Genomic DNA, 15,124 nt, shown 5'->3' with positions numbered 1-15,124 from the left:
GTCACCGGATGGTCACAGTGTGCGCCCTCAGATCAGCGCAGCCTCCGCCGCGACCAGGAACGCGTCGTTCTCGGCCGGGGTGCCGATCGTGACCCGCACCCCGTCCCCGGCGAACGGCCGCACGATCACGCCGCGCGCCTCGCACGCCCTGCCGAACGCCACGGCCCGATCGCCAAGCGGCAGCCAGACGAAGTTCGCCTGACTGGTCGGCACGTCCGGCACGAACTTGCGCAGCGCCTCGGTGACCCGGTCCCGCTCGGCGACGACGAGCGCGCACCGGCGTTCCATCTCGGCGGCCTGGGTCAGCGCCGCGAGGGCGCCGGCCTGGGCAGCCGTGCTCGTCGAGAACGGCGTCACCACCTTGCGGATCGCCGCCGCCACCACAGGCTGCGCGACGAGCCAGCCGATCCGCAGCCCGGCCAGACCCCACGCCTTGGACAGGGTGCGCAGCACCGCCACGTTCGGCCGGTCCAGGTAGTCGAGGCCGTCCGGCACCTCCGGATCGGTGACGAACTCCCGGTACGCCTCGTCGATGACCACCAGCACGTCGTCGGGCACCGCGTCGAGGAAGCGGTCCAGCTCGGCGCGGCGTACCGCGGTGCCGGTCGGGTTGTTCGGGTTGCAGACCAGGATCATCCTGGTCCGGTCGGTCACCGCCGCGGCCATCGCCGCCAGGTCGTGCCCGTGCCCGGCGTCATTGGGCACCCGCACGCTCGTCGCGCCGCTGGTCGCCGCGATGATCGGGTACGCCTCGAAGGACCGCCACGAGTAGAGCAGCTCGTCACCGGGCAGGCAGGTGGCCCGTACCAGGTGCTCGGCGAGCGCCACCGACCCGCAGCCGGTGGCGATCCGGTCGGCGTCCACGCCGTACCGCTCGGCCAGCGCGTCGCGCAGTGCCACCACGCCCATGTCCGGGTAGCGGTGCGAGGCGCTGACCGCCTCGGTGACCGCCTCGACCACGCCGGGCAGGGGGCCGTACGGCACCTCGTTGCTGGCCAGCTTGATCGCCTCGGACAGGCCCAGCTCGCGGGCCAGGTCGGCGGGACTGCGCCCCGGCACGTAGCTGGGCAGCGCGTCCAGGTCGGCGCGGGTCAGCCGTAGCGCCGGCTGGTGACGTCCGGAGTCGGTCATGGGGTGTCTCCCGGGGGCTGCTCGTCGTTCGAGGGGGCGGAGGCGGTGCTGGCGGGGACCTCGACCACGACCGTCTGCACGCGCTTGTCGTGCAGCGCCTGGCGCAGCGGGTGGTCGAAGAGGGGGGAGAGGGCGTCGACCAGTTGCAGCACCAGGCCGAGGCCGGCGCAGTACCAGAGCAGGGTGGGCAGACCCATCGTGGTCCACCGGCCGAACGCCCGGGCGAAGCCCAGCGGCTGGTCGGCGGCGAGGGGCACGGCACGGATCCGCATCACCCGCTTGCCGAAGGTCTGCCCGTGGGACGCCATGGCGGGCACCTCGTACGCCAGCCAGAGCGCCGTGGCGATCAGCAGGATCACCACCTGGAGCAGCCCCGCCTGCTCACCGATCTGCGGCAGGTCGTCGGTGGAGGTGTCGCCGGCGAACGCCCGCCGGATCACCTCCCGCCAGTACGGCAGCATCTCCTCGATCAGCCGCCAGACGAACCAGCCGTTCACCAGGGCGTTCAGGGCGAAGACGATCGTGAAGTCGATCAGCCGGGCGGCGAAGCGGCGGCCGTAGCCGGCCAGCCTCAGCCCGTGCGGGCGGGGCTCCGGCGGACGGCCCGGCCAGCCGGGTGGCACGCCCTGCGGCGACCAGCCGGGAGGGGCGCCCTGCGGCGACCAGCCGGGAGGGGCGCCCTGCGGCGACCATCCGGGCGGACCGGCCTGCGGTGCCCAACCCGGCCCCTGCCCCGGCTGAGCACCGTACGGCGGGTGGGTGCCGTGGCCCGGCTGGCCGCCGTGGCTCGGCGCGCTGTGCGGCGGTCGGCCCGGGGCGGTCGCCGCCGGTTCGAGGGCCGGCGGGGCGACCGGTACGGGCGGCGGCTCGGGCGGTGGCGGCCCGTCCGGCGGGGTGGCGTCGACCGGAATGGGCGCGCCGAGCCAACCCTCGCCGTCCCAGTACCGTCGGGTCTCAGGGTCGGCGGGGTCGACGTACCAACCCGGTTGCACACTCACGAAGCCACCTTAACGACGACCGTCCCGGCGAACTTGTCGTGGAGGCACTGCTGCCAGGGCTTGTCCCAGAGCTGCCACAACCCGTCGGCGTAGCTCATGCCCGGAACCAGGGAGCACGCCAGGTACTGCACGAGCCACCGCCGGCCGGCCATCCGCCGGTCGAGCGTGCCGGCCGGGTCGAGCGGCACCACCCGCAGCTTCATGACCTTCTTGCCGAGCGTCTGGCCGCCGCGCTTGAGGTACTCCACGTGATACAGCCAGTAGAGGCCGAGCAGCACGACGAACAGGCCGGCCTGGAACAGCAGGATCGGCAGGAAGAACTCCGTCAGGAAGGTGCCCGGATCGGGCTCCACCAGGGTGCCGTCCGGGTTGGTCCGGGTCATCTCGGTGAGCATCCGCCACCACAGGACCAGGAAGACCGGCATGAACAGCACCAACGACACGACGCTCGCCACTGCCGTGTCGATCAGCCAGGCCAGCAGCCGGTCGCCGAAGCTGGCCAGCGGCTGCCCGGCCGGGCTCACCGTCGGCGGCACGGCGAACTGCGGCGGCACCGGGTAGTGCGGCGGCATCGGGTAGTGCGGCGGCGGAGCGTACCCGGGTGGGGCGTACTGCGGCGGCACGGCGTACCCCTGGGGGTGTGGTCCGGGCGGCGGCGCGAAGCCGCCGGCGGCGGGCTGAGGCCCACCGGCCGGCGGCGTCGGGTACGACGGAGGCTGCGTCACGCTCGCAAGTGTTACAGGTTGCCGCGCGCTTCCTGCTCCCGCTCGATCGCCTCGAACAGCGCCTTGAAGTTGCCCTTGCCGAAGCCCAGCGAGCCGTGTCGCTCGATCAGCTCGAAGAAGACGGTGGGGCGGTCCTGCACCGGCTTGGTGAAGATCTGGAGCAGGTAGCCGTCCTCGTCCCGGTCGACCAGGATCTTGCGGGCCTTCAGTTCCTCGATCGGCACCCGCACGTTGCCGATCCGGCCGCGCAGCTCCGGGTCGTCGTAGTACGAGTCGGGGGTGTCCAGGAACTCGACGCCGGCGGCCCGCATCGCGTCGACGCTGGCCACGATGTCGTTGGTGGCGACCGCGATGTGCTGGGCGCCCGGGCCCTGGTAGAACTCCAGGTACTCGTCGATCTGCGACTTCTTGCGGGCCACCGCCGGCTCGTTGAGCGGGAACTTCACCTTGCGGGTGCCGTTCGCCACGACCTTGCTCATCAGCGCCGAGTAGTCGGTGGCGATGTCGTCGCCGATGAACTCCGCCATGTTGGAGAAGCCCATCACCCGCTTGTAGAACTCGACCCACTCGTCCATCCGGCCCAGCTCCACGTTGCCGACCACGTGGTCGACGGCCTGGAAGAAGCGCTTCGGCTGGATGCCGGCGTCGATCATGGGCTGCCGGTCCACGATCGGGCCGCGGGCCACGAAGCCGGGCAGGAACGGGCCGGTGTAGCGGGACCGGTCGACCAGCGTGTGCCGGGTGTCGCCGTACGCGGCGATGGCGGCCATCCGGACCGTGCCGTTCTCGTCGCTCACCTCGTGCGGCTCGACGACGCTCCGGGCGCCCTGCGCGACGGCGTGCGCGTACGCGGCGTCGACGTCCGGAACCTCCAGCGCGATGTCGCTGACCCCGTCGCTGTGCCGGGCCACGTGCTCGGCGCCGTCGGCGTCCGGGCGCACCGCGCCGGTCAGGACGAACCGGGCCGAGCCGCTGGTCAGCACGTACTGGGCGTGGTCGCGGTAGCCCTGCTCGGGGCCGCGGTACGCCACGCAGGTCATGCCGAACGCGGTGGAGTAGTAGTGCGCGGCCTGCTTGGCGTTGCCGACCAGGAAGTGCACGTGGTCGAGGCCCCGGACCGGGAACGGGTCGTGGCTGATGTCGTGGTCGACAGCGCCGACGAGCCGGTCGACGTCGACGTCCTCGGTCGACTGGGGTCGGTCGATCGCCTGGGTCATGGTGGCCTCCCTCGCGTACCGGCCGGCCTCGTGGGCCGGTTGTTGACCGAAGGATCGCCGCGCCGGCATCAGGTGGGCAACTGTCGGCGTAAACGCTGGTCAGGTTGTGCATTCGGTATGGTCTGAACCCATGGAGGGTGAGCAGACTGTACAGCTCGACGCGCTCGACGTCCGCTTGATCGAACTACTCGCCGAGGAGCCGCGGATCGGGGTGCTGGAGTGCTCCCGGCGGCTCGGCGTGGCCCGGGGCACCGTGCAGGCCCGCCTCGACAAGCTGGTCGACAGGGGCGTCATCGGCGGCTTCGGCCCGGAGATCTCACCGGCCGCGATCGGGTTCGGGGTGACCAGCTTCGTCACCCTGGAGATCAGCCAGCGGCACGGCCACGACCCGGTCACCGCCCACCTCGCCGCGATCCCCGAGGTGCTGGAGGCGCACACCATCACCGGCTCCAGCGACCTGCTCTGCCGGATCGTGGCCCGCTCCAACACCGACCTGCAACGCGTCATCGACCAGATCGTCTCGTCCGCCGGCATCACCCGGGCGTCCACGATCATCGCGCTGGCCGAGCAGATCCCGTACCGCACATTGCCGTTGGTCCGCAGCGCCGTTCGCACCGAAGGAAGGGCACCTTCCTAACGCTTCCAGTAGAGGAAGGGCCCCCCGTTAACACCTTCGGGCCCAGAAAGCGTGGCGACACGGCGGCGCGGGCGTACGGAAGATCCCTGAACCTGGCTACGGTGTGCGGTGTGGCGAAGGGGAGCGTGCGCGGTGGGCTGCTGCTCGGTCTCGCCGTGGTCGTCGCCCTCGCCGCCACCGGCGTCTGGAACCCGTTCCCCGGCCTGTGGGACTGGGTCGACCGCAGCGATCCGATCTCCGAGCCGGACGTGGTCTGGCAACAGCGCATCGGCGGCACCCCGCGCAGCGTGACGATCGCCGGCGACACCGTCGTGGTGGAGCAGCGTACCCGGGTCGAGGCCCGCAGCCTGGCCACCGGCGCCCAGCTCTGGGAGCGCAAGGCGGACTGGTCGGCGGTCGCCGGCGGTGACCGGGACCCGGTCGTCGCCGTGGGCAAGCTGCTGGTCAAGGGGTACGAGCTGCTCGACCCGGCCACCGGGGCGACACGGCGGCGCGACAACGACGCGGTGGCCGTCTGGACGTACCGCAACCTGCTGCTGGACGCCAGCTGCACGGACGCCACCGACTGCACCCTGAGCGCCTGGGACCCGCGCGGCACCACGCCACTGTGGACGGCGTTCCTGCCCGGCGTGCACAGCGGCCTGCTCGCCGACAACCCGGGGCTGCGCGGCACCCGCCGGCTCACCGCCCCCCGCGTCGACGACGGTGTCGCCGGCCCCGAGTCGGTGCCGCCGCTGCTCGGCTTCCCCGTCGACGGTCGGGTGCACGTCGTCGACACCGCCACGGGCCGCGTCCTGCAGAACGTGGAGCCCGGCCAGGACGAGCGGCTCTCGGTGGTGGGCGGCCGGATGCTGCGGATCGCCGCCCGCTCGCAGGACGGGTCCTGCTACTTCGCGATCTCCGCCCGCGACCCGGCCACCGGGGAGGAGGCCTGGCAGCGGGCCGGCGTCAACCTGCGGACCGCCGACAACGCCGGCTGCGCGCAGCGCGAGGACCCGCAGGGCGCGCGGAACGTGCTGATCGGCGTCGGCGCGGACGGCCGCGAGGCGGTCCTCGACGGGTACGACGGGCGGCTGCTGTGGGTCGGCGAACCGGGCACCCGACTCGTCGCCGTCGACGACCGGTACGCGGTGTTCCGGGCCGCCGACAAGCGGTCGGTGGTGACCCGTGAACTCGGCACCGACCGGGTGCTGTGGACCCGCCCCGCCAGCGGCAAGGCCGGTGCTGCGCTCACGCCGTACGCGGCGCTGATCGCCGACGAGAAGCCGTCCCGGTTGACCGCGCTGGACCCGCGCACGGGTCGGGAGCTGGCCGTCGTGCGGACCTCGGCGAACGCCCTCGCCGTCGGGCCACGAGGCATGATCATCGGGGAGGGGCGGGAGATCGGCTACATCCGCTTCGGCGCCTCCGCGGGCACCCCCGGGCGTCCCGGCGACGGCGGTGTCCCGCGCCCCGGCGGCACCGGCCCCGGCGGACCGGACGGCGGCGACGACTGCGGACCCAAACGGGAACTCTGCCCCGACCCGGGCGGCGGCAAGGACGGCTGATGAGAGCGGCGTCCCAGACGCAGCCCGGCGGGTGGGAATGATCGGCCGGTCTGCCCTAGGCTTGCCGCTCATGAGCAGTGCCGCCGCATTCTCGTACGCCCCCCTCCTGCCGACCGGCCCCGACCAGACGGAATACCGCCTGGTCACCGACGAGGGCGTGGACGTCGTACACGGCCCCGGGGGCCGCCGGTTCCTCACCGTGGAGCCGGCCGCGCTCACCGCGCTGACCGCCGAGGCGATGCACGACATCGCGCACTTCCTGCGCCCGGCGCACCTGGCCCAGCTCCGGTCGATCATCGACGACCCGGCCGCCTCGCCGAACGACCGGTTCGTCGCACTGGACCTGCTGCGCAACGCCAACATCGCCGCCGGCGGGGTACTGCCCATGTGCCAGGACACCGGCACCGCGATCGTGATGGGCAAGCGTGGCCGGCACGTACTGACCGACGGGGCCGACGCCGAGGCCATCTCGCGGGGCGTCTACCAGGCATACACGCGACTGAACCTGCGCTACTCGCAGCTCGCCCCGCTGACCATGTGGGACGAGCGGAACACCGGCAGCAACCTGCCCGCCCAGGTGGACCTGTACGCCGAGGACCCGGACGGGCACCCCGACGCGTACAAGTTCCTGTTCATGGCCAAGGGCGGCGGTTCGGCCAACAAGTCGTACCTCTACCAGGAGACCAAGGCGCTGCTCAACCCGACGCGGATGATGCAGTTCCTGGAGGAGAAGCTCCGGCTGATCGGCACCGCCGCCTGCCCGCCGTACCACCTGGCCATCGTCATCGGCGGCACCTCCGCCGAGTACGCGCTGAAGACCGCGAAGTACGCGAGCGCGAAGTACCTCGACGCGCTGCCCACCGCCGGCTCGATGAGCGCGCACGGCTTCCGGGACCTGGAGCTGGAGGCGCAGGTGCTGGAGCTGACCCGCAACTTCGGCATCGGCGCCCAGTTCGGTGGCCGGTACTTCTGCCACGACGTACGGGTGGTCCGGCTGCCCCGGCACGGCGCTTCCTGCCCGGTGGCGATCGCCGTCTCCTGCTCCGCCGACCGGCAGGCCGTCGCCAAGATCACCCCGTCGGGTGTGTGGCTGGAACGCCTCGAAACCGACCCGGCGCGGTTCCTGCCCGACGTCACCGACGACTCCCTCGACGGTGAGATGGTCGTCCGGGTCGACCTGAACCGGCCGATGGACGAGATCCGCGCCGAACTGTCGAAGTACCCGGTCAAGACCCGGCTGTCCCTGTCCGGCCCGCTGGTCGTCGCCCGGGACATCGCCCACGCCAAGATCGCCGAGCGGTTGGACGCCGGCGAACCCATGCCGCAGTACCTCCGCGACCACGCCGTCTACTACGCCGGCCCCGCAAAGACCCCCGAGGGGTACGCGTCCGGCTCCTTCGGCCCCACCACCGCCGGCCGGATGGACGCCTACGTGGAGAAGTTCCAGGCCGCCGGCGGCTCGCAGGTGATGCTGGCCAAGGGCAACCGCTCCGGTCAGGTGACCCGCTCCTGCCAGCAGCACGGCGGCTTCTACCTCGGTTCCATCGGCGGCCCCGCTGCCCGCCTCGCCCAGGACTGCATCAAGCACGTCGAGGTGCTCGAATACGCCGAGCTGGGCATGGAGGCCGTCTGGAAGATCGAGGTGGAGGACTTCCCCGCCTTCATCGTGGTCGACGACAAGGGCAACGACTTCTTCGCCGAGGTCACCAAGCCGGTGCTCACCGTCGGCCGTCGCTGACGCGACCCGTACGGCGAAGGGGCACCGGGCGGTCGCCCGGTGCCCCTTCCTGTCATCTGTGCTGAACCGACATCGGTGCGCCCACCCCGCTGGGGTGGGGCGGGCGCACCGCCCCCGTCGGATGCCGTCACCGACAACCCGGAGCGAGTGTGCTGCGCACCGCTGTCGATCCGCTCTCAGATCACTCTCGCCTGACTGCGCTGATCTGTGATCGCCGGACTACTCTGCTGAAGTTGCACCACTGATGCGGGGGAGTTCATGCGGTTCGGGATCCTGGGGCCTCTGCGGGTCGGCGGTGGCGAGTCCACTGTCACCGCCGGCCGCGACCGGATCGTCCTCGCCATGCTGCTGCTGCGGGCCGGCCGGCTGGTACCCGTCGAGGAACTGATCGACGCGGTGTGGGAGGAGCACCCGCCGGCCACCGCCCGGGCCCAGTTGCAGACCTGCGTGTCGCGGTTGCGTCGCAGGTTCACCGAGCTGGGCCTCACCCCGGAAACCATCATCACCGACCCGGCCGGGTACGGCATCCGTACCGGCCCCGACGACCTGGACGCCGAGGTCTTCGCCCGCACGGTGGAGGCGGCCCGGGTCGCCGTCACGGCCGGCCGGCTGGCCGAGGCCGGTGAGCGGTTCCGCGCCGCCCTCGCGCTCTGGCGCGGGCCGGCCCTCAGCGGCATCCCGAGCGGCAGCATCCGCCGACGCGCCCAGGCGCTCGACGAGCAGCGCCTCACCGTCCTGGAGGAGTGCGTCGACGTCGAACTGCGCCTCGGGCGGGCCGCCGAGCTGATCGAGGATCTGGCCGAGAGCGTCGACCAGCACCCGCTGCGCGAGCGTCTGCGCGGCCAGTTGATGCTGGCGCTGTCCTCGGTCGGCCGGCAGGCGGACGCGCTGGCGGTCTACCGGGAGGGCCGGCGGTTCTACGCCGACGAGTTGGGCATCGAACCGGGCACCGGGTTGCAGGAGCTGCACCAGCGCGTACTCGCCGGCGATCTGGCGCTGGCCGGACAGGAAACCCGCTCGGTCGCGTCGGTCCGCTCACTGCCCCGGGCGATCGGCGACTTCACCGGTCGGCAGGAGACGCTGGCGCGCCTCATGAAGGAGGTGCAGGACGGCGCGCGGATCCAACTGGTCGACGGCATGGCCGGCAGCGGCAAGACCGCCCTCGCCGTGCACGTCGCCACAGCGCTCGCGGACGACTACCCCGACGCGCAGCTCTTCATCGACCTGCACGGGCACAGCGAGCGCACCCCGTTGACGCCGGCCGCGGCGGTCGCCACGCTGCTACGGCAACTCGGTGTACCCGCCGAGCAGGTGCCCACGAACCCGGAAGACCGGTTGGCGCTCTGGCGGACCGAACTGGCCGGCCGGCGAGCCCTCGTGGTCCTGGACAACGCGGCCACCGCCGACCAGGTGACACCGCTGCTGCCCAACGGTTCGCAGTGCCTGATCCTGATCACCAGCCGGCGACGGCTGGTCGGCGTGGACGAGGGACGCCCGTCGTCTTTGCCCGTGCTCGACACCGACGAGGCGGTCGAGCTGCTCGGACGGGTGGCCGGCGTGGACCGGGTGGCGGCGGAGCCGGAGGCGGCCACCGAGGTCGTCCGGCGCTGCGGCCACCTGCCTCTCGCGATCCGGCTGGCCGGTGCCCGGCTGGCGCACCGGCCCCGGTGGCGCATCGCCGACCTGGCGGAACGGCTGATCTCCCGACGTGATCCGTTGGCCGAGTTCGAGGCGGGCGAGCGGTCCGTCGGCCGCGCGTTCGCCCTGTCGTACGCCCAGGTGTCGCCGGCCGCGCAGCGCGCGTTCCGGCTCCTGGGCCTGCACCCGGGGGTACGGTTCGACAGCGCGGTCGCCGCGGCTCTCACCGAGCAGCCGCTCCCCGAGGCGCAGGACCTGCTTGATGAGCTGGTCGACGCGAACCTGGTGGAGGAGACGGCGCCGGACCGGTACCGGCTGCACGACCTGGTCCGGGAGTACGCGCGTTCGCTCGTGGCCGAGCCGGAGCGGGCGGTGGAGCGGCGGCTCGGCATCGAGCGTCTGCTCGACCATCACCTGCACGTCGCCGTGGTGATCGCCCGCCGGAGGGAACTCTCCTCCGGCGACACCCTGGCGCTGCTGCCCGAGCCCGCCCGTCCGGAGCTGGTCCTGCCCGTCGCCGAACAGGGCGGCGGGTGGTTCGACGAGAACCTGGCCGTGCTGACCGCCCTGGTACGCCTCGCGGACGAGGAGGGTTTTCTCCAGCGGTGCTGGCAGTTGGCGCGCGCCTGCTGGCACGCCCAGTTCGACAGCGGGCACCTGGACGAGCTGATCGAGACGCACACGGTCGCGCTGAGCGCCGCCGAGGCGCTGGGCGACGACACGGCGGTGGGTACGACCCTCAACTACCTCGCCTCGGCCCACTACCGGCTCGGTCGGTTCACCGAGTCGACCCGACTGATGGAGAGGTCGGTCGGCCTGTACCGCGAGCTCGGGTTGTGGAGGGAGGTGCGCAACAGCCTGGGGAACCTGGGTACGTCGTACGCGGCGAACGGCGACTACCGCAGAGGCATCGAGTGCTACGACGCCGGGGTGGCCCTCGCGCGGCAGATGCGGGAGCGGGTGCCACTCGCGAACGGGCTGAACAATCTGGCGATCGCCCTGTTTCTCTGCGGCCGGTACGACGAGGCGCTGCACACGTGTCGACGGCACCTGGCGCTGGCCCGGGAGATCGGCGATCCGCGACAGCTCGGCAACGCCATGGGTCACCTGGGGATGATCCGGCACCGGATGGGTGACGTGGGGCCGGCACGTCGACTGCTGCGGTCCGCTCTGCGCCTCAAGCGGCAGGTCGGTGCCCGGTTCGGTGAGGGTGAGGTGCTCAACGAGATCGGGGCGATGGACCGGGAGGCCGGGCATCCGGAACGGGCCGCCGACCTGCACCGCGCGGCGCTCGTCGCGATGACCCAGGTGGGTGACCGCATCGGCCAGTGCGCCTCGCGCAATCTGCTGGCGCGGGCGATCCTGGAGCAGGGCGATGTGACCAGCGCGCTCGACCTGTATCGCCGGGTGCTCGCCGACGCCTCGCAACTGGATGCCCGCTACGAGCAGGCCCGGGCGTTGGAGGGCATCGCCCGTTGTCTGCTGGGCAGCGACCCGGTCGCGGCGCGTGCGGACCTGAACCGGGCGCTGGGGTTGTACCGGCAGGTCGAGTCGCCGGATCGGTACGAGGTGGAACGGCTGCTCGCCGAGTTGGGCTGACGGATCATCTGCGAGTCGGCCACGGGCGCGGCAGGATGGTACGCGTGACGACTCCAGAGGCGACCGGATACCGGATCGAACGCGACTCGATGGGCGAGGTGGAGGTGCCCGCCGAGGCGTTGTGGCGGGCGCAGACCCAGCGTGCGGTGCAGAACTTCCCGATCTCCGGGCGGGGCATCGAGCCGGCCCAGATCAAGGCGCTCGCGCAGATCAAGGGCGCGGCGGCGGAGGTCAACGGCGAGCTGGGCGTGATCGACGCGAACATCGCCGCGGCCATCGCCGCAGCGGCGGCGCACGTGGCCGACGGCGGTTACGACGACCAGTTCCCGGTGGACGTGTTCCAGACCGGCTCGGGCACCTCGTCGAACATGAACACCAACGAGGTGATCGCCACCCTGGCGGGCCGTGAGCTGGGCTCGCCGGTGCACCCCAACGACCACGTCAACGCGTCCCAGTCGAGCAACGACGTGTTCCCGTCGTCGATCCATCTGGCCGCCACGCAGTTCATCGTGGAGGATCTGCTGCCGTCGCTGAACCACCTCGCCGCCGCGTTGGAGGAGAAGGCGGCGGAGTTCGAGACGGTGGTCAAGGCGGGGCGTACCCACCTGATGGACGCCACCCCGGTCACCCTCGGCCAGGAGTTCGGCGGGTACGCCGCGCAGGTCCGCTACGGCGTGGAGCGGCTGGAGGGTTCGCTGCCCAGGCTGGCGGAGCTGCCGCTGGGCGGGACCGCCGTGGGCACCGGGATCAACACCCCGCTGGGCTTCGCCGCGGCGGTGATCGAGAAGCTGCGCGCGTCCACGGGGTTGCCGCTGTCCGAGGCCCGCAACCACTTCGAGGCGCAGGGCGCCCGGGACGCACTCGTGGAGACGTCGGGGCAGTTGCGGACCGTGGCGGTCGGCCTCTACAAGGTCGCCAACGACATCCGCTGGATGGGCTCCGGCCCCCGCGCCGGCCTCCGTGAGCTGCGCATCCCCGACCTCCAGCCCGGTTCGTCGATCATGCCCGGCAAGGTCAACCCGGTGGTCGCCGAGGCGATGCGGCAGGTGTGCGCCCAGGTGATCGGCAACGACGCGACGGTCGCCTTCGCCGGCTCCCAGGGCGACTTCGAGCTGAACGTCATGCTCCCTGTGATGGGCCGCAACCTGCTGGAGTCGATCCGGCTGCTGGCCGCCGTGAGCCGCCTGTTCGCCGACCGCCTGGTGGCCGGCCTGGTCGCGGACGCCGAGGTCTGCCTGGCGTACGCCGAGGGCTCGCCGTCGATCGTCACCCCACTGAACCGCTACCTGGGGTACGACGAGGCCGCCTCGATCGCCAAGGAGGCGCTGGCCAAGCAGACCTCCATCCGCGAGGTGGTGATCTCCCGGGGTCACGTCGACTCCGGCAAGCTCACCGAGACCCAGCTCGACGAGACCCTGGACCTGCTCCGCATGACCCACCCCTGAGGCGGGGTCGCCGCGCCACGATCGTGCTCGATCCCGGAAACAGTGATTTCGGCCCGTCAGGAGGCCACTACTTCCACGATCGAGCACGATCTTGCACGGCGGTCGGGGTGCACTGTCGGTCGGCGGCGATGTCGTCGACGCGTACTCCTGGCGGCTCTTCGCGGTCGCGCCCGCGCTGCCGCGACCGCCTCGCCCGCGACGGCGGTCGCGGCGCCCTGGGTAAATGGTTCGACGGGTCGGCGGGCGGGCGGGATGATCCGGTCATGGGTGGAGTGCCTGAGGCGACCGAGCGGTTGCTGCTGCGGCGGTTGACGATGGCCGACGTGGACGTGCTCGTGGAGCTGGACAGCGACCCGGAGGTGATGCGGTTCCTCACCGGTGGCGTCGCCACGCCGCTGGTCACCGTCCGGGATGAGCAGTTGCCGAAGCTGCTCGCCCAGTACGACAGGTATCCCGGGCTGGGTCGCTGGGCGGCGCTCGACCGGGGGACCGGCGATTTCCTGGGCTGGTTCGCGCTCGACCCGTCGGAGGACGGCACGGAGGCCGAGCTGGGTTACCGGCTGCGCCGCTCGGCGTGGGGGCGTGGCCTGGCCACCGAGGGGTCCCGGGCGCTGGTCAGGTACGCCTTCGACCGGGTGGGCGTGCGTCGGGTCTGGGCCGAGACGATGGCGGTCAACGAGCGGTCCCGGCGGGTGCTGGCGAAGGCGGGTCTGCGGCACGTACGCACCTTCCACCTCCAGTGGGACGACCCGATCCCGGGCACGGAGCACGGCGAGGTGGAGTACGAGGCGTGGGCCGACGCCGATCAGGAACGGCCGGCGGCCCTGCGCGCCCGGTAGGCGGTCACCGCCGCGCGGTTGCCGCAGCCGGCCTCGCAGAAGCGCCGCGACCGGTTGCGGGACAGGTCGACGACCACGTTGTCGCAGTCCGGGAATTCGCAGATCCGCAGCCGACGCAGCTCACCGGCGCGGACCAGGTCGGCCACGGCCATCGCCGCCTCCACCGCGATGCGGGTCGCCAGCGGGGCGTCCCGGGGTACGGCGTGCAGATGGTACGGCTCGTCGTCGTGCTCGATGAGCTGCGGCAGCGCCCTGTGTTCCAGCAGCAGACCGTTGACCAGGGTGACGATCTCGGGTGGGTCGGCGTGCCAGATGCGGCGTAGCCGGGGCCGCAGCTCCCGAACGGCGTGCAACTCGGCTTCGGTGTGCTCGTGCCGTCCGGTGTAGGCGTGCCGGGCGAAGAACGCGTCCAGGGCGGCGACGTCGGGGAGCAGGTCACCGTCGCGGCCCGCCGTGTTCACGAGTGCGGCGGCGGCGATCAGAGAACATTCGGTGTCATGAGCGAACAGCAACTTGACTCCTGTCACAGGCTCCGCCTAGCGTCATCGGCACAAGGATAGTTTGCTCATGACACCCGTGCCGTTCCGAGGAGCGCGAGATGCACCGACGACCCGCCGCCGGCGCCGCCCTGGCGCTGCTCTCCGCGGTCACCTTCGCCACCTCGGGCACCTTCGCGCGCTCCCTCATCGACGCCGGCTGGTCCGCCGAGGCCGTCGTCATCGTCCGGGTCGGCATCGCCGCCCTGGTCCTGGCGATCCCCGCCCTGCTGTCGCTGCGTGGCAGATGGGACGTGCTGCGGCGGAACACCACGGCCATCGCCCTGTTCGGGCTGCTCGGGGTCGCGGTGGCCCAGGCCTGCTTCTTCAACGCCGTTCGCTACCTGCCGGTCGGCGTCGCCCTGCTGCTCGAATACCTCGGCATCATCCTCGTCGTCGGCTGGATGTGGCTCCGACACGGTCAGCGTCCCCGCCGACTCACCGTGATCGGCTCGGTGGCAGCCCTGGCCGGACTGGCGTTCGTGCTGGACCTCGCCGGCAACGCCGACTTCCACCCGGTGGGCGTGCTCTGGGGGCTGGGCGCCGCGTTCGGCCTGGCCGGCTACTTCGTACTCGCCGGCCGCGTCGACCCCCGGCTGCCCTCGGTCGCCATGGCCAGCGGCGGAATGGCCGTCGGCGCCGCCGTGCTGCTCCTGATCGGGCTGACCGGGCTGCTGCCGCTGCGCGCCACCTTCGGCGAGGTCACCTTCGCCGGGCAGCGCACCAGCTGGCTCCTGCCCATCGCCGGACTCTCCCTGGTCGCCGCCGTCGTCGCGTACCTGGCCGGGATCGCCGGCACCCGCATCCTCGGCCCCCGGCTGTCGTCGTTCGTGGGGCTGACCGAGGTGCTCTTCGCGGTGCTCATCGCCTGGCTGCTCCTGGACGAACTGCCCACCGCCTGGCAGCTGTTCGGAGGCGCCCTGATCGTCGCCGGAGTCGCCCTCGTACGCCTCGACGAACTGCGCACCCCGCCCACACCCGCCACGCCCGAGCCCGCGCTGACCGTCAACGCCTGAGACAGCGTCCGGCGTTTGATCCACTCGGGTTTTCCGGAGCCCGGGGTATCGGTCTTGA

General features: G+C 72.0%; 12 protein-coding genes. 7 read left to right on the top strand and 5 right to left on the bottom strand.

Features of this window, described 5'->3' with window-relative positions; all coding sequences use genetic code 11:
* Positions 1–27: 27 nt before the first annotated feature.
* From hisC to hppD, 4 genes are read right to left on the bottom strand one after another with little or no spacing between them, the layout of a single operon-like run.
* Positions 28–1,131: a histidinol-phosphate transaminase gene (gene hisC, locus ABZS77_RS10435; RefSeq protein ID WP_354820343.1), complete on the bottom strand. Its 1,104-nt coding sequence runs from the start codon at positions 1,129–1,131 to the stop codon at positions 28–30.
* Complete coding sequence (locus tag ABZS77_RS10430; protein WP_354820340.1) at positions 1,128–2,129, bottom strand: RDD family protein; 1,002 nt, start codon at positions 2,127–2,129, stop codon at positions 1,128–1,130. The genes hisC and ABZS77_RS10430 overlap by 4 nt, the downstream gene beginning before the upstream one ends.
* On the bottom strand, positions 2,126–2,854 hold the full coding sequence (locus tag ABZS77_RS10425; RefSeq protein ID WP_354820337.1) for an RDD family protein: 729 nt from the start codon (positions 2,852–2,854) through the stop codon (positions 2,126–2,128). Before ABZS77_RS10425 ends, ABZS77_RS10430 begins: the two co-directional genes overlap by 4 nt.
* Positions 2,855–2,865: 11 nt before the next feature.
* Positions 2,866–4,071 (bottom strand): 4-hydroxyphenylpyruvate dioxygenase, encoded by a 1,206-nt coding sequence (gene hppD / locus ABZS77_RS10420; protein WP_354820334.1) that lies wholly within the window; start codon positions 4,069–4,071, stop codon positions 2,866–2,868.
* A 130-nt stretch (positions 4,072–4,201) separates the two neighbouring features.
* Between hppD and ABZS77_RS10415 the strand changes: the two genes are divergently transcribed.
* The 6 genes from ABZS77_RS10415 to ABZS77_RS10390 all read left to right on the top strand — a co-directional run bounded on the left by ABZS77_RS10415 (position 4,202) and on the right by ABZS77_RS10390 (position 13,514).
* Entirely contained in the window at positions 4,202–4,708 is a 507-nt protein-coding gene (locus tag ABZS77_RS10415; protein WP_354820331.1) for an Lrp/AsnC family transcriptional regulator, read from the top strand.
* 137 nt (positions 4,709–4,845) lie between these two features.
* Positions 4,846–6,255, top strand: a complete 1,410-nt coding sequence (locus ABZS77_RS10410; RefSeq protein ID WP_354820499.1) for a PQQ-binding-like beta-propeller repeat protein — start codon at positions 4,846–4,848, stop codon at positions 6,253–6,255.
* Positions 6,256–6,325: 70 nt separating this feature from the next.
* Positions 6,326–7,993: a fumarate hydratase gene (locus tag ABZS77_RS10405; protein WP_354820328.1), complete on the top strand. Its 1,668-nt coding sequence runs from the start codon at positions 6,326–6,328 to the stop codon at positions 7,991–7,993.
* A 258-nt stretch (positions 7,994–8,251) separates the two neighbouring features.
* Positions 8,252–11,230, top strand: coding sequence for a BTAD domain-containing putative transcriptional regulator (locus ABZS77_RS10400; protein WP_354820325.1), 2,979 nt, complete (start codon positions 8,252–8,254; stop codon positions 11,228–11,230).
* A gap of 35 nt (positions 11,231–11,265) precedes the next feature.
* Positions 11,266–12,675 carry a class II fumarate hydratase gene (locus ABZS77_RS10395; protein ID WP_354820322.1) on the top strand — a complete coding sequence of 470 codons (1,410 nt, stop codon included), beginning with the start codon at positions 11,266–11,268 and terminating at the stop codon, positions 12,673–12,675.
* Positions 12,676–12,938: 263 nt separating this feature from the next.
* Entirely contained in the window at positions 12,939–13,514 is a 576-nt protein-coding gene (locus ABZS77_RS10390; RefSeq protein WP_354820319.1) for a GNAT family N-acetyltransferase, read from the top strand.
* On the opposite strand, the gene ABZS77_RS10385 is transcribed toward ABZS77_RS10390, so the two are convergent.
* Positions 13,481–14,026 carry a CGNR zinc finger domain-containing protein gene (locus tag ABZS77_RS10385; protein ID WP_354820316.1) on the bottom strand — a complete coding sequence of 182 codons (546 nt, stop codon included), beginning with the start codon at positions 14,024–14,026 and terminating at the stop codon, positions 13,481–13,483. The genes ABZS77_RS10390 and ABZS77_RS10385 overlap by 34 nt on opposite strands.
* An 86-nt stretch (positions 14,027–14,112) precedes the next feature.
* Here ABZS77_RS10385 and ABZS77_RS10380 point away from each other — a divergent pair, with 86 nt between their 5' ends.
* Complete coding sequence (locus tag ABZS77_RS10380) at positions 14,113–15,066, top strand: DMT family transporter (RefSeq protein ID WP_354820313.1); 954 nt, start codon at positions 14,113–14,115, stop codon at positions 15,064–15,066.
* Positions 15,067–15,124 lie beyond the last annotated feature (58 nt).

Origin of the sequence: Micromonospora sp. NPDC005298, from assembly GCF_040607375.1 — a bacterium.
Lineage (GTDB): Bacteria > Actinomycetota > Actinomycetes > Mycobacteriales > Micromonosporaceae > Micromonospora.
The sequence above is the reverse complement of the archived record's forward strand: the minus strand, read 5'-3'. Positions and strand labels throughout refer to the sequence as shown.

What these genes read in the sequence shown, in the direction of transcription:
- ABZS77_RS10395 (WP_354820322.1), top strand. Translation starts at nt 11,266, where the DNA reads ATGGTACGCGTGACGACTCCAGAGGCGACCGGATACCGGATCGAACGC.
- ABZS77_RS10405 (WP_354820328.1), top strand. Translation starts at nt 6,326, where the DNA reads ATGAGCAGTGCCGCCGCATTCTCGTACGCCCCCCTCCTGCCGACCGGC.
- hppD (WP_354820334.1), bottom strand. Translation starts at nt 4,071, where the DNA reads ATGACCCAGGCGATCGACCGACCCCAGTCGACCGAGGACGTCGACGTC.
- ABZS77_RS10400 (WP_354820325.1), top strand. Translation starts at nt 8,252, where the DNA reads ATGCGGTTCGGGATCCTGGGGCCTCTGCGGGTCGGCGGTGGCGAGTCC.
- ABZS77_RS10415 (WP_354820331.1), top strand. Translation starts at nt 4,202, where the DNA reads ATGGAGGGTGAGCAGACTGTACAGCTCGACGCGCTCGACGTCCGCTTG.
- ABZS77_RS10380 (WP_354820313.1), top strand. Translation starts at nt 14,113, where the DNA reads ATGCACCGACGACCCGCCGCCGGCGCCGCCCTGGCGCTGCTCTCCGCG.
- ABZS77_RS10390 (WP_354820319.1), top strand. Translation starts at nt 12,939, where the DNA reads ATGGGTGGAGTGCCTGAGGCGACCGAGCGGTTGCTGCTGCGGCGGTTG.
- hisC (WP_354820343.1), bottom strand. Translation starts at nt 1,131, where the DNA reads ATGACCGACTCCGGACGTCACCAGCCGGCGCTACGGCTGACCCGCGCC.